Genomic DNA, 16,097 nt, shown 5'->3' on the forward strand with positions numbered 1-16,097 from the left:
GACCCACCCCGCCCAACGCATCACCCACATCACGACCGACTCGAAAACAACCCTCGGCCTCACGACAGCCCCCGCCCGCGCGCAACTACCCGACACCATCGACTGGCTGATACTCGACGATCTTCGCGAGGCCGATGGTCGTCCCGTCGCCGATGTCGATCGGGTGCGGCCGTTGCGCATCGACGATATCGCCTACGTCATCTATACCTCCGGGTCCACCGGCCTGCCCAAGGGGGTGGCGGTGACCCACCGTGGTCTCGGCAATTGTGCCGCTGTGCATCGGGATGCCATGAGCCTCGATCCCTCGTCCCGGATCGCGCATTCGGCCTCACCGGGTTTCGATGTGGCGGTGCTGGAGCTGCTGCTGGCACTGTGCGCGGGTTCGACCATGGTCATCGCGCCCGGCACCGTGTTCGGTGGCGACGAACTCGCTCGGCTGTTCGATCGTGAGCACGTCAGCCATGCGCTCATCACACCGTCCGCGTTGTCCACGGTGGACCACACCGGCCGGCCTCTCATGGATTTGACCCATCTGGTGGTCGGTGGTGAGGGGTATGGCACCGACCTGGTGGACCGTTGGAGCGATCATCGCAACGTCTATAACGAGTATGGGCCTACCGAGACCACCATCGCGGCTACGTTGACCGCTCCGTTGGCGGCGGGGGAGGTGGTGTCCATCGGCGAACCGATTCGCGGCGTTCGGGCGTGGGTGTTGGATCAGCGGTTGCAGCCGGTGCCGGTGGGGGTGGCGGGGGAGTTGTATATCGCCGGTCCGTTGTTGGCCCGTGGGTATCATCGGCGGGCGGGGCCGACCGCCGAGCGTTTCCTGGCCTGTCCTTGGGTGCCGGGCGGGCGTATGTATCGCACCGGGGATGTGGTGCGTTGGCTGCCGGAGGGAACGATCCAGTATCTGGGCCGGTCGGATTTCCAGGTCAAGGTCCGTGGTCTGCGTATCGAACTGGGCGAGATCGATGCCGCTCTCACCGCTCACGAGACCGTCGGTTTCGCCACCACGATCGGCCATCGCGACGACTCCGGCACCCAGAAACTGGTGTCGTATGTCTTTGCCGCGCCCGGCCACTCGATCGACACCACGGCCCTGACCGAGCACCTCGCCGAACAACTCCCCTCCTCCATGATCCCGTCGGCGATCATGGTGCTCGATCGCATCTCGCTCACGTCAACAGGAAAACTCGACCGCAAATCGCTACCCGATCCGGTGTTCACCGACACCGCACCGTTCCGCCCACCCCGTACACCCCTCGAACACACCATCGCCGAAACATTCGCCGACGTACTGCACGCCGACACCGTCGGACTCGACGACTCGTTCTTCGCCCTCGGCGGCGACAGCATTATGTCGATTCAACTGGTCAATCGGGCCAAGGCGGCAGGGGCGGTGTTCTCCGCGCGCGATGTGTTCGAGCGCAAGACAGTCGCCGGACTGGCGGAGATCGCCGTCCATGACAGCACCGCGGCGACCCCGCTTCCGACGGAACTCCCCGGCGGGGGTGTAGGGCAGGTCCCGCTGACCCCGATCGTCCAGTGGCTGCTCGAGCGGGCGGAGTCGGGGTTCGGCCGATTCTCCCAGGCGGTGATGTTGGGGCTGCCGAAGGGGATCGACCGGCAGCGGCTGGCGGACACGGTGCAGACGGTACTCGATCGGCACGATATGTTGCGCGCGCGGCTGCACCTGGCAGCAGACGGGGGCTGGACGTGGGAGGCCCTGCCGGCCGGAACGATTCGAGCCGATGACGTCATCCACCGGGTGGCGATGACGGGGAAGCCGGGAAGCGCCGAGTTCCGCGCATCGGCGGCGGCCGAGTTGGACGCCGCCGCGGACCGGCTCGACCCGGGCTCCGGGGCCGTGGTGCAGGTGGTCTGGTTCGATCCGGCAGACGCGGCGGAGGCGGGCAGGGCGCTGGTGCTGGTGCACCACACGGCAATCGACGGGGTGTCCTGGCGGGTGCTGGTGCCGGATCTCGCGGTCACGTGGGCGCGGATCGAGGCCGGCGAGCCGCCCGACCCGGCCCCGGTCGGGACATCGATGCGACGGTGGGCGCACGGGCTGGTCGAGGCTGCCCAAAGCCCGGAGCGGGCCGCCGAGCTCGAATTCTGGCAAGCGATGGCCTCCGGTGACGACCCGGTGCTCGGATCCCGGCCCCTCGACCCCGCGGTCGACGTGAACGCCACCGCGGGCACGGTCGAGATCGAAATATCCCCCGAGGTGACCGAGGCATTGGTGACCACCGTGCCCGCGGCGTTCCACGGCGGTGTGGGCGATGGGCTACTGGCCGCGCTGGCGGTGGCGGTGATGAAGTGGCGGCGCGAGCGTTCGGAGGCGTTCGCCGCTCCGACGGACGTGGTGATCGGTCTGGAAGGGCACGGCCGAGAAGAGCATGTGGTCCCGGGCTCGGACCTGACCCGGACGGTGGGCTGGTTCACGACGAGTTTCCCGATGCGCCTGGAGCTGTCGGGTATCGATCTCGACGACGCGTGCGCGGGCGGACCGGCCTTGGGGGCCGCGGTCAAGTCCGTGAAGGAACAGCTCCTCGCCGTACCGGACCACGGCATCGGCTACGGAATGTTGCGGTACCTCAACGAGGACACCGGACCGGAACTCGGGAGTTCGCCGACACCGCAGATCGGCTTCAACTACCTGGGCCGCGTCCCCACGGGGATTCCCGGTGGAACGCAACCGGTTGGTTGGCTCCCGGTCGACGACGGCGGCGACTTCTCGGGTGCCGAGTTCACCGGTGCGCGTGATCCCGACATGCCGGTGTCGGCGGTGCTCGATATCAATGCCCTCGTCCTGGACGACGGCGACCGGCCACGGCTGCGGGCGACCTGGTCGTATCCGACCGGGGTACTCACCGCCGACCAGGTGCGCGAGGTGGCCGAGTCATGGCGTCGGATACTGACCGCGTTGGCGACAGATCTCCACCGGGCAGGGGCCGGGGGACGGACGCCGTCGGATCTGGACCTGGTCGGGCTCGGACAGTCCGAGATCGAACAACTCGAGGACCGGTATCCGGCGTTGAGCGATGTCTGGCCGTTGACTCCGTTGCAGGAGGGGTTGCTGTTCCATGCGCTGTTGGCCGAGGAGTCGGTGGATGCCTACGTGGTCCAGCTGGTCCTCGAACTACGGGGGCGGGTGGATCCGGAGCGGCTGCGCCGAGCCGGGCAGGCGCTTGTCGACCGGCATGCGAATCTACGTTCCGCGTTCGTCACCGATCTCGGGCCGGTGCAGGTGGTCGTCGACGACGTCGAGGCGCCGTGGACGGAACTCGACCTGTCCGGGTCGGATGAGCGTACCCGAAATCGAGAGTGGCATCGGCTGATGGCCGCGGACCGCGCGACCCGGTTCGACCCGTCTCGTGCCCCACTGCTCCGCTGGATGCTGGTCACCACCGGACCGGAGCGCTTCCGGCTGGTGCTGACCAATCACCACCTGCTGCTCGACGGTTGGTCGACGCCGCTGCTCCTGAAGGAGTTGCTGGTGTTGTACGCCACCGACGGCGACGCCACGATACTGCCTCGTATCCGTCCCTATCGGGACTACTTGGCGTGGCTCGTCCGGCAGGACCCGTCCGCGTCGCTCGACATCTGGGCCCACGCGTTCGACGGCGCCGACGAGCCGACCCTGGTGGCTCCGTCCGGTTCCGGCCGCCGATACACCGAATCACGTGATGTACACGGCGAACTGACCGAGGAGCAGACCGCGGCCCTGACCGACCTCGCGCGGGTGCGCGGAATCACCCTCAACACCGTGATCCAGGTGGCGTGGGCGATCGTATTGGGTACGTGGACATCCCGGACGGATGTCACCTTCGGTGCCATGGTCTCCGGACGGCCCCCGCAACTGGCGGGCGTCGAATCGATGATCGGACTGTTCGTCAATACGCTGCCGGTGCGCGTCCGTCTCGATACCACCGAGAGTGTGGGCCGGCTGCTCGACCGGACCCAGGCGGAGCAAACCGCGCTGCTCGACCACCACTACGTGGGGCTGACCGATATCGAGCGGGTGGCGGGTCCGGGGGCGGTGTTCGACACGATGACGGTGTTCGAGTCCTATCCGGTCGATCGCGGTGGGCTGACCGCGGACACCGATATCGCCGGCCTACGGCTGGTCGACGTGTCCGGCGCCGACGCCGCGCACTATCCGCTGGGAGTGGTCGCCCATGTGGACACGCGACTGCGGCTCACCATCAAGTATCTGCCCGAACTCTTCGACCACGCCACGATGGACGCGACCCTGCGTCGGGTCCTGCGTGTGCTCGGCATCGTTGCCGCCGACCCGGATCTACCGTTGGCCCGGCTGGATCTGCTCTCCCCGGCGGAATACCGCGAGTTGATGCCGGTGTCGGGCGCTCCGGCAGCCCCGGGGCGGGTATTGCCGGAGTTGTTGGCAGCGGCGGCGGCGTTGGATCCGGCGGCGGTCGCGGTGGTGTGTGAGGATCGCCGGTGGAGCTACGGCGAGTTGGACGCGAAGTCGAATCGGTTGGCCCGCATGCTGATACGTCGTGGTGCGGGGCCGGAGTCGAATGTCGCGGTGGGGTTGGTCCGGTCGGTCGAATCGGTGCTCGCGGTGTGGGCGGTGGCGAAGTCGGGGGCGGCATTCGTACCCGTGGACCCGAATTATCCGGCCGACCGGATCACTTACATGCTGTCCGATTCCGGTGTGGCAGTGGGAATCACCCTGTCGCAGTGGCGCGATCGGCTTCCCGGATCGGTGCGGTGGCTGGTCCTCGACGAGCCGGCGGTGGAAGCGGAGGTGTCGGGGCTGCCGGCAGTGCCGGTGACCGACGCGGAGCGCACACTGCCGGTGCGAGTCGACCAGGCGGCGTATGTGATCTACACATCCGGGTCGACGGGGGTGCCGAAGGGGGTGGTGGTGTCGCATCGGGGGTTGGCGAATCTCGTGACCGACCAGAGTTCGCGGTACGGCATCGGACCGGGCGCGCGGGTATTGCATACCGCGTCCCCGAGTTTCGATGCGGCGGTCCTGGAATACCTCTGGGCCTTCACGAGGGGCGCGCAGCTGGTGGTCGCGCCGCCGACCGTCTACGGCGGGGTCGAGCTGGCACAGATCCTGTCGCGGGAGAAGGTGACCCATGCGGCCCTGACGCCCGCGGCCTTGGCGACGGTCGATCCGGCCGGGCTCGGGCACCTGCGGACCGTGGTGCTCGGTGGTGAGGCGCCCACACCGGAGTTGGTGTCGCGGTGGGCGCCGGGCCGGAGGTTGTCCGATACCTACGGCCCCGCCGAGGCCACGATCCAGACCAATGCCAGTGCCCCGATGGTGGCGGGTACAGCCGTGACGATCGGCGGTCCGATCCGCGGGGTCGGGGAGGTGGTGCTCGACCCACGGCTGCGGCCGGTGCCGGTCGGTGTCGTGGGTGAGTTGTATGTATCGGGCCCGGGTTTGGCTCGTGGCTACCGCAACCGGGTCGGTTCGACGGCGTCGCGGTTCGTCGCCGATCCGTTTGCGGGACCGGGGCAGCGGATGTATCGGACCGGGGACCTGGTGCGGTGGCTGCGGTCACCGGAGGGAGACCTGACGCTCGAGTTCGTGGGCCGGGCGGATTCCCAGGTGAAGGTTCGTGGTTTCCGTATCGAGCTCGGCGAGGTCGAATCGGCTTTGCTCGCCTGTACGGGTGTGGCGCAGGCGGCGGTGACCGTGCACCGGGGTACGACCACCGGCGACCGGTTGGTCGGATATGTGGTGCCCGTGTCCGGGGCCGAACTCGACACATCCGCGATCCTGGCCTTCGCCGGGCAGCGGTTGGCCCCGCATATGGTGCCCGCGACCGTGATGGTGCTCGACGCGCTACCGGTGACGGTGAACGGCAAGCTCGACCGCGCCGCCCTGCCCGAACCGGTTTTCCCCACCCGCGGCGCCTCCCGACCGCCGGCCACCGAGGCCGAGACAATGGTGGCGGGACTCTTCGCGGAGGTGCTCGGACTCGACGAGGTGGGGGCCGACGATTCGTTCTTCGCCCTGGGCGGCGACAGCATCATGGCGATTCAGCTGGTCAATCGGGCCAGGGCGGCGGATCTGGTGTTCTCCGTACGCGACGTGTTCGACCACGGAACCGTCGCCGGGCTGGCCGATATCGCCGTCCGCGACAGCACTGCGGCAACCCCCCTTCCGGAGGAACTTCCCGGCGGAGGCGTGGGGCAGGTACCGGTGACTCCGATCATGTGCTGGATGTTCGAGCGCGGCGGTTTCGACCGTTTCTGCCAGTGGGTGATGCTCACCCTGCCGGCCGATATCGACGGCACCGGTATCGGTGCCACCGTTCAAGCGGTGCTCGACCACCACGACATGCTGCGGGCTCGACTACGCCCGGACCCCGCGCACGCGTCCGGCTGGGCGCTGCAGGTGGGGTCGACCGCGGTATCCGCCGCCGGGCTCATCCGGCGTGTGCCGGTGGACGCGGCACCGGACAGCGCCGACTTCGCCGAGTTCGTGGCCGCCGAAGCGGACGCGGCGGCCGAACGTCTCGACCCCGTCGCGGGAACCATGCTGCAACTGGTCTGGCTCGACCGGCCCGAACAGCCGGGACGGCTGCTGGTCGTCGCGCATCATCTGGCGGTCGACGGCGTATCGTGGCGGATTCTCGTTCCCGACCTCGCGATGGCGTGGGCACAGGTGTGTGCCGGGCAACGGCCGCGGCTCGCGCCGGTCGGCACGTCGATGCGCCGCTGGGCTCATGCTCTGCACACCGCCGCCGCGAGGATCGACGAATTCGACCGGTGGCGGTCCACGCTCGACACCGTCGACCCGCCGATCGGTGCCCGCCCGATCGACCCGGCCGTGGACGTGCAGGCCACCGTCGCGACCCTCGAGGTGGCGCTGCCCACCACGGTGACCCGCGCCGTACTCACCACTGTGCCCGAGGCATTCCACGGCAGCGTGGACGACACCCTGATCGCGGGGCTCGCTCTGGCACTGATGCGATGGCGGCGCCGGCACGGCGACACCGTGTCCGAAACACTGCTGACCCTCGAAAGTCACGGCCGCCACGACACGGTGCTTCCCGGCGCGGATCTCACCCGCACCGTCGGATGGTTCACCACCACCTACCCGGTGCGGCTCGACCTGTCCGGCATTGATATCGACGACGCGTTCGCCGCCGGAACCGCCGCCGGGGCGGTTGTCAAATCGGTCAAGGAACAGCTCCGACAGGTCCCCGGTCACGGAATCGGCTACGGACTGTTGCGCTACCTCAACGCCGATACCGCGCGCATCCTGCGGGCACTGCCCAATCCTCAGGTGAGCTTCAACTATCTGGGCCGGTTCGACACCGTTCCCGCGGCATTGCGCGAGAGCGGGTGGATGCCCGCCGGCGGTGGCACCGCCGGCGGCGGCGGGCAGAACCCTGACGCGGCCGTGGCGTCCGCGCTGGGCGTCAACGCGTTCATCACGGATACGTCGGACGGGCCGACTCTCACTGCCGCCTGGGACTACCCGACCGGTCTGCTCACCTCCGCCGAGGTCACCGATCTCGCGCAACTGTGGCGCGAGGCGGTGACCGCGCTGGCCACCCACGCGTCGCGGCCCGGCGCCGGCGGGCTGACCCCCTCCGACCTCGACCTCGTCGACCTCGACCAGGATGCGATCGACCGGCTCGAGAGCCGATACCCGGCACTGGCGGACATATGGCCGCTCACGCCGCTGCAGACCGGGTTGCTGTTCCATGCCCAGCTCGCCGCCGGTGCACTCGATGCCTACATCGTGCAACTCTGTATGGAACTCGGCGGGCACGTGGACGAGGACCGGCTGCGCCGCGCCGCGCAGGCGCTCGTCGGACGGCACCCGAACCTGCGGACCGCGTTCGTGCGCGACGGCGCGGGCGAAGCGGTCCAAGTGGTACATCGGTACGTCGACGTGCCGTTCACCCGGATCGACCCGACCGGGCGCGACGACCCCGCGTCCGCACTCGATGAGCTCATGGACGTCGACCGACGCACCCGCTTCGACGTTACCGCGGCGCCGCTGCTCCGAATGACCTTGGTCGGCACCGCCGACCGGCGATATCGGCTGCTGTTGAGCATGCATCACATCCTGATCGACGGTTGGTCCACGCCACTGCTGATCCGAGAACTGCTGACCCTCTACGCCTGTGACAGCGACCCGGCGCTGCCGGCGTCGGGTCGTCCCTACCGCGACTACCTGACGTGGCTGAAGGCCCAGGATCAGGACGCGGCGGAAACCGCGTGGACCCGGGCGTTCGACGGCGTATCGGAGCCCACTCTCCTGACGCCTGCCGACCGCGGCCGCCAATACACTTCCGCCGCACGCGAAGTCCGGGTGCAGCTGAGCGAAGAGCGCACCGCGGCACTGGTCGCCACGGCCCACCGGCAGGAGCTCACCCTCAACACCATCGTTCAGGCCGCCTGGGCGATCGTGCTCGCCAACGCGACCGCTCGCGAGGACGTGGTGTTCGGCACCACCGTCTCCGGGCGCTCCGCACAGGTCTCCGGCATCGAATCGATGATCGGGCTGTTCATCAACACCGTGCCGGTGCGGGTCCGACTGGACCACCGCGAAAGCCTCGCCCAACTGCTACGGCGAATCCAAACCGAACAAGCCGCGCTACTCGACCATCACCACCTGGGACTCGCCCGGATACAGCAAATCGCCGGTCCGGGGGCGATGTTCGACACTGTGACGGCCTTCGAGTCCTACCCGATCGACTGGTCCGGGCTGTCCGAGGATACCGACATCGCCGGTATGCGTGTCCTCGGCGTACACGGACGTGACGCCGCGCACTATCCGTTCGGGCTGATCATCCACCAGGACACCCGCCTGCATCTGATCTTCAAGTACTTGCCCGAACTGCTCGACCGATCCCGGATCGACGCCCTCGCCGAGCGGGTGCTGCGCGTGCTCGACACCATCGCCGAGAATATCGACCTGCCGTTGGCCCGGCTACAGCTGCTCTCGCCGGCCGAGCGGGCCACGCTGGTACCCGCTCGCGGTCGCCACGGTGCGGTGATGTCGGTACTGCCGCGGGTGTTGACAGCCGCGATGAGGCCCGACGCGGAAGCGGTGGTCGGCGACGGCGTACGGCTGTCCTACCGTGAACTCGAGGAAACCTCGAATCGGTGGGCACGGGTGCTGCTCGACGCCGGAACAGGACCGGAATCGTTGGTGGCCATAGCGTTACCGCGCTCCGTCGACGCCGTGATCGCCGTGTGGGCGGTTGCCAAGGCCGGCGGCGCGTTCGTTCAGGTCGACCCCACCCGGCCCCACGCACGCAATACGAGCGTGCTGACGGATTCCGGTGCCACCGTCGGGCTGACACTCGAGTCGTACCGGGACCAACTGCCGGACACCGTCGGCTGGCTCGTCCTCGACAGCCCCTCTTTCGCCGCGACGGCAGCGGCCGCGACCCCGACCGCGATCACCGACGCCGAACGAACAGCCACGTTGCGGCCACAGCACCCGGCCTATCTGATCTACACCTCGGGCTCCACCGGCACCCCCAAAGGGGTGATGGTCACCCATACCGGGATAGCGAATCTGGCCGCCGAGGCGCGGGAACGGTTCGGCATCACTCCGACCTCTCGAGTTCTGGCCGCCTCCCCGCCGACCTTCGATGTCTCGATCCTCGAATGGGTCAGCGCCGCCGCTGCGGGAGCCACGCTGGTCCTCGCTCCCGAACCGGTAGGCGCCGGCACCAGAGTGGCCCGGTTGGTCCGCGCGGAACATATCACCCATGCCGCCCTCACCCCGACATTGCTCGCCGCGACGAACCTCGACGGACTCGAGACCCTGATCGTCGGCGGTGAGCCGTGTCCACCGGAACTGGCGGCACGATGGACATCGGGCCACACGGTGATCAACAGTTACGGGGCCACCGAAACCACGGTCATGAGCTGCGCCGACGCTCCGCTGACCACGATCACCGACGTCCCGATCCCCATGGGCGGGCCCGTCCGCGGATTCACCGCCGTCGTACTCGATCGCAGGCTGCTCCCCGTCCCGCCCGGGGTGGTCGGGGAGCTGTACGTGTCCGGACCAGGCCTCGCCCGCGGTTACCACAGGCAACCCGTGACCACGGCAACCCGATTCATCCCCGCTCCGTACGGGCGGCCCGGGACACGTATGTATCGCACCGGCGACCTGGTCGCCTGGACCGCCGACCGCACACTGCAATATCGAGGCCGCAGCGATCGGCAGCTCAAAGTCCAGGGCAACCGTGTCGAACCGGGCGAGGTCGAATCCGTGCTACGCGGTTACCCCGACATCACCCACGCCGCGGTCACCGCGCACACCGGATCCAACGGCGCCGGCCGACTCATCGGCTACGTCGTTCCCGCGCCGCACACCACACCCGACACGGCCGCGATAACCACATATCTCGCGACCCGACTGCCCACCCACATGATCCCCACCACCATCCTCGTCCTGGACCGGATCCCGCTCACCCCCACCGGCAAACTCGACTACAAGGCCCTCCCCGCACCGGACCGGCGGTCTTCCCGGTACCGGCCGCCGTCCACGCCGCTCGAGACCACCGTGTGCGACGCCTTCACCCAGACCCTCCACATCGAACGGACCGGCCTCGACGATGGCTTCTTCGCCATCGGCGGCAACTCCTTGGCCGCCATCCAACTGGTGGCGAGATTGGAGGAATCGACCGGGGTGAACGTGCCGATTCAGTGGATCTTCACCGACCCGACACCACAATCACTGGCCCGCCGGATCGAGGCCCGGCAACGCGGCCTCGATGAACAGGAACCCGATGACGCACTCGCCGTCCTGCTTCCGCTGCGCGCGGCGGGCACGGATCCGCCACTGTTCTGCGTTCACCCGGCTATCGGATTGGCGTGGGGTTTCAGCGGTCTCGTGCAACACCTCGACCCCGAACGTCCCGTCCATGGGCTGCAATCCCCGGCACTGACCGACCCGACCGTGCGGTTCGATACGCTCGCCCAACTTGCCGCCCGCTATGTTGCGGAGATCCGGTCCGTCCAGCCGCACGGCCCTTACCACTTGCTCGGCTACTCGTTGGGCGGCACCATCGCTCACGAGATCGCCGTGCAACTCCACCGCGAGGGCGACGGCGTCGCCACCCTCGCCATGATGGACACCCGCGTCGTCGGTGCTCGCAGCGTCCACGTTCCCATACCCACCCTCGCGGATGTGCTCACCGAGTTCGCCGGCGTCGCCGCCTCCCGTATTCCCGCCGATCTCACCGTCGAGGCTGCGACCGAACTGCTACACCAGCAGGGCGGTCTCTTCACCGCCCTGGTCCCCGAACACCTGGGGATATTGCATAGCGACTACACCCGGCTCATCGACCTCACCCGTGATCATCGGCCGGCGCTCTTCGACGGTGATCTGCTCTACTTCCGTGCCGTACCCGGCCATCCGGACGACGGCCCCACTCCGTCTCTCGCATGGAACGAATACATCACCGGCACCATCACCGAGCACCGCATTCCCGCGCGGCACGAACAGATGACCGACCCCGAGGTGCTCCGCGCAATCGCACTCGTGTTGAACAGATATTTCCGCTGAACTCCCACTCCCGCACCGGGGCATCCCACCCAGAAGAATAGGCTGCTCATGAATACCGACCGAATCCTCGGAACACGCTCCGGCGTAGAGCCGGCCAGCCTTTTCGCTCCAGACTCGGAAGCCGAGGCCGCCGAACGCCCCCAGGTGGCCGAGCTTCGTCTGTGGGCTCGCGAATATCTGTGTCGGCCCCACCCGGATCTCGGGCGACCCGGTCCCGTCTGCCCCTATACCAGCCACGCCATCGCGCACCGGTACCTATGGGTGGCATTCATCGACGGCCGTGATATCGGCATCCCGCGCATTATGGATATCGTCGATGACCTGTACGACCTGTTTCCCACCCTGCCCCCGCGGGATCCCCCCGATGCACAGTTCAAAGCCGTCCTGGCGGTCTTTCCCGACCTTACCGATTACGCGGCCATCGACACTGTTCAACGTGACCTGAAAACCAGATTTGTCGACAAAGGCCTGATGCTCGGTCAATTCTATCCGGGTTGCACCTATCCCGGACTGCACAATCCGGCGTTCCCGGCACTCGACGCGCCCGTGCCGATGCTCGCCGTACGCCATATGGCCCCCACCGACTACCCGTTCCTCAACTCCCGCCACGAATGGATCGACACCTATCTCAAAATCTTCGCGCCCGCTATCCCAGGCTTCGTCACCACGGCCATGTCCGACAAACTCGTGCAACCACAGGCCCTCCCGGAGAGCACTCCGTGAAGCCGTCCGTGCCGCCGAGCCCATCGAGGAATATCTCGAAGTCGAGTGCCGTCGGCTACCACACGGCGATCACACCGGTGTCCTGTCCGGGACTGCGGGAAGCCGTCGCGGTCCACCAACGCCTCGGCACCTACCCCGGCCGCGCTCCGGCACTCACCACCGACCGGATTTCCCGGGTCCGGCGGCGCGCCGTCTCCGCATCGCAGTCGCAGGAGCCGGGCCTGTTCGACGTCGCCGTATGAGCCGACCCCATGGCCGGCGGGCCGCGAATCCCGCCGTGAGCGCGCCTCGACTACCCGGGCGTCGTCGGCGTTCGTGCATGAGTCCGTCGGGCCGGCCCTGCGGCTTCTACCTGCTCGATCTCGAGGGCGGTGGTCGGCGGCCCGACCGTTGTCCACCTCGATGAGTTCGCCGGCCGGTGGCGTGCGTCATAGGTTGTCGTGGGCAACCCGGGTATCAGCGGGGATCGCGCGCTCCACCACCGTCCGCATCAACTCCGCGGCCCGCTTCTCGTCGAAAATGCCCGGGAGCGTGAGCCGTTCGAGGGTGAGCCAGTTCAGCGCGAGATACAGCAGCACGACGGTGTCCTCGTCGCCCGGCATCCCGGATTCCAGATGATTGCGGATATTGAAGTCCAGGTCGGCGCGCACCCGTTCGGTGAGCAGGGCCTGTAGTTCGGGCCGCCGGGTGGCTTCCAGTCGGAGTTCGAGGAGCGCGAGATAGCCGGTGCGGAAGTGGACGACCCGGCCGACCACCTCGGTCATGAGTTCGGTGACGGTCTCGCGGGTGCGCAGCCCGTGCAGTTTCGCCATCGTCTCCTCACTGGGGACCAGCCGCTCGTAATAACGGTTCCCGACCTGGACGAGGAGTTCGTCGCGGTTGGAGAAGTAATTGGAGGCGGTTCCGGCGGGGACTTCCGCCTCCTTGTCCACTGCCCGGAAGGTCAGTCCGCGGGCCCCTTCGCGGGCCAGGACTTCGATCGATGCGTCCAGCAGGGCCTGCCGACGTTCTGGATTCGTGCGAACCACTTGACACCACTCCGTCCGTAGTACTACGTTCAAACCACTTCAAGCAGAGTACTACACCCGAGGCGGTAAAGATGCGAAGGCTTGTCTACTACGTGGCAGTCTCCCTCGACGGCTACATCGCAGGTCCGCAGGGGGAATTCGACTTCTATCCGATGTGTGAGGACATGATGGCGTGGATCAACGAGCGTTACCCGGAGACGGTGCCGACGCCTACCCGCGAGTCCATCGGTATGCCCCTCGACACGCCGAACAAGACCTTGGACACCCTGGTCATGGGCCGCGGCACCTACGAACCGGGCCTCGCGGCGGGCGCCACCAGCCCGTACAACCACCTGAAGCAGTACGTCTTCTCCAGCACTCTCGCGCCGGTGGACAACCCGCAGGTGACGGTCGTCGACACCGATCCGGTCGAGCTGGTTCGGCGGTTGAAGAAAGAAGAAGGCCTGGACATCTGGCTCTGCGGCGGCGGCAACCTGGCCGGTCAGCTCATCGATGAGGTCGACCAGCTGATCATCAAGAGCTACCCGGTGATCGCGGGCGACGGCGTCCGGGCCCTCGCCGGCAACTTCAAGCCGACGCAGTTCACGGTCGCCCAGCGGCAGGAATTCAGCAACGGCGCGCAGGTCACCTGGTTCGACCGCGCCTGATTCGGCGCGATCCCGCCGGAGATCCGGCATCCCTGGCTTCACGAGCAACCCGAAAGGCGGTACCGATATGCGAAAGCAGCGCAGCACCTATCCGGCTCGAGGCAACCGGCAGCGCTTTGTCACTCGCCCCACGCCCCCACGCACGGCCGCGATCCCCAAAGGCGGGTGGTCCCGGCACGGCAGGCATGGCGCGCGGTAGCGCCCGATCGGCCAGGAAGCGCAACGTCACCGGGTGGTTCGGGCGTCGGCGTCGAAAGCGACGACGGCCGCGGACTGCCAGGTGTCCAACATCATCGCCCCGACTGCGGTGCACCCACACCCCCATGACCGCTTCCTCGGAGCCTGGCGCACCCTGTCCGAGAGAGTCTTCTACCCTCGGTCGTCAGGTCTGCGGGTGGTGGACGGCGAAGAGGAAAGCGGAAGGATTCTATTTCAACAATTAAGGTACCCCCGGACTTGCGGCAAGCGCCGGGTAATACAGAAAAATCTTCTTCCAAGACCGGAACTGGAGCAATAGATGCGTGTGGTGTCTATGACGGGGACAAGCGGGAATGCGGCGAAAGGTTTCGAGGGAAGCGGAGTGATGGACACCGACGTGATCATTGTGGGTGCGGGCCCGACCGGTCTGATGCTGGCGGCCGAGTTGCGGCAGGCCGGAGTGCGGCCGCTGGTGCTGGAGCGACAGTCACGGCTCCGGGATACCCCGAAGGCCGGCGGGCTCGGCGGGCAGATCCTGGAACTGTTGCGCTACCGGGGTCTGCTGGATCGGTTCGAAGCGGCCTGCACCGACCCGATTCCGGCTCCGCGATTTCCGTTCGGCGGGGTGCATGTGGACCTCACCCGGCTGACCGATTCCCCGATGCACGCCTTGCCGCTGCCGCAACAGAAGCTCGAGCAGTTGCTCGGCGAATATGCCGGCGAGCGCGGCATCGAAATCCGTCGTGGACATCAGGTGCTGGACGTGAAACAGGACGCCGACGCGGTCACCGCGGAGGTCAGTGGGCCGAACGGGATATACCGGGTGACCGCCCACTACCTGGCGGGCTGCGACGGTGCGCGCAGCCGGGTCCGCGATATGGCGGGGATTTCGTTCCCCGGCACTGTATATCCGGAGGTCAACCGGCTGGCCCAGATCACCGTGCCCGATTCGGTGACCCGCCTCGACAACGGCGACCTCGAGGTCCCCGGCTTCGGAACCATCCCTGCGGGCTTCACCCGAACCGACCACGGTCTGTTCGGGATGGGTGCGTCGCCTACATCGGAGGTACTGTCCGTCTACACGATCGAGGACGAGACCACCGAATACGACGATGACATGCCGATGACCGTGGCCGAACTGCAGGACAGCATCCGCCGCGTGCTCGGCGTGGGCCTGCCTGTGGCGCACACGCACCGACTGTCGCGCTTCACCTTCAAGGCCCGGCAGGCCGAACGCTACCGCGCCGGCCGGATCCTGCTCGCCGGTGACGCGGCCCACCTGTTCCCCGCCACGGGTGTGGCACTCAACGCCGGCATGTTGGATGCGGTCAACCTGGCCTGGAAGCCGGCCGCCGAGGTCCAGGGTTGGGCGCCCGACGGCCTGCTGGACACCTACCACGACGAACGCCATCTCGCTGCGGGCCGCACCATGCTGCACACCCGGGCGCAAGTGGCGCTGCGGCGCGGGCACGACCCGGCCGCCGAAGCGCTGCGGGAAGTCTTCCAGGAACTGCTCACCGATGAGCAGCCCTTGCGACGCATGGGAGCCCTCATCGCCGGCGCCGACATCCGCTATCGGCTGCCCAATCCCAACAACCATGCCGTGACCGGTACCTTCGCCCCCGATCTCACCCTGCACACCGACGACGGCACCACCAGCGTCGCCGAACTCCTGTATGCCGCACGGCCCGTCCTGCTCGACCTCGCCGACCGCGCGGACCTCCGCGATGTCGCCCGAGATCCGCAGCGCCGCATCGACATCCGCGCCGCAAAAACCGATAACCGGCCGGCCGACGCTCTCCTGATCCGCCCGGACGGCCATATCGCCTGGGCGGCGACCATCGACGAACCCGCCGACACCGCCGAGGCAGGCCTGCGGGCAGCGCTGTCGTCCTGGTTCGGCACACCCGAGGAAACGCCGATCCCGACCCGCGACCGGCGTTCCTGACCGGCCCGGCTCCGGGC

6 protein-coding genes are annotated in these 16,097 nt (G+C 67.7%); 5 read left to right on the forward strand and 1 reads right to left on the reverse strand.

The features are described from left to right. The 3 genes from ON20_RS28870 to ON20_RS28880 all read left to right on the forward strand — a co-directional run. Positions 1 to 11,536, forward strand: an 11,536-nt coding sequence (locus ON20_RS28870; protein ID WP_051163585.1) for a non-ribosomal peptide synthetase, incomplete at its 5' end; no start/stop codon positions are given. A 48-nt stretch (positions 11,537 to 11,584) separates the two neighbouring features. Further along, on the forward strand, positions 11,585 to 12,259 hold the full coding sequence (locus ON20_RS28875; RefSeq protein ID WP_051163586.1) for a DUF6875 domain-containing protein: 675 nt from the start codon (positions 11,585 to 11,587) through the stop codon (positions 12,257 to 12,259). Then, positions 12,256 to 12,501: a hypothetical protein gene (locus tag ON20_RS28880; RefSeq protein ID WP_040840884.1), complete on the forward strand. Its 246-nt coding sequence runs from the start codon at positions 12,256 to 12,258 to the stop codon at positions 12,499 to 12,501. Before ON20_RS28875 ends, ON20_RS28880 begins: the two co-directional genes overlap by 4 nt. 186 nt (positions 12,502 to 12,687) lie before the next feature. Here the strand turns inward: ON20_RS28880 and ON20_RS28885 are convergent, their stop codons facing one another. After that, positions 12,688 to 13,287, reverse strand: coding sequence for a TetR/AcrR family transcriptional regulator (locus ON20_RS28885; protein WP_040840887.1), 600 nt, complete (start codon positions 13,285 to 13,287; stop codon positions 12,688 to 12,690). A gap of 71 nt (positions 13,288 to 13,358) precedes the next feature. Here ON20_RS28885 and ON20_RS28890 point away from each other — a divergent pair, with 71 nt between their 5' ends. Next, positions 13,359 to 13,934, forward strand: coding sequence for a dihydrofolate reductase family protein (locus ON20_RS28890; protein ID WP_040840889.1), 576 nt, complete (start codon positions 13,359 to 13,361; stop codon positions 13,932 to 13,934). A gap of 583 nt (positions 13,935 to 14,517) precedes the next feature. Beyond that, entirely contained in the window at positions 14,518 to 16,080 is a 1,563-nt protein-coding gene (locus ON20_RS28895; protein ID WP_040840891.1) for an FAD-dependent monooxygenase, read from the forward strand. Positions 16,081 to 16,097: the final 17 nt, after the last annotated feature.

Source organism: Nocardia brevicatena NBRC 12119, from assembly GCF_000308495.1.
Lineage (GTDB): Bacteria > Actinomycetota > Actinomycetes > Mycobacteriales > Mycobacteriaceae > Nocardia > Nocardia brevicatena.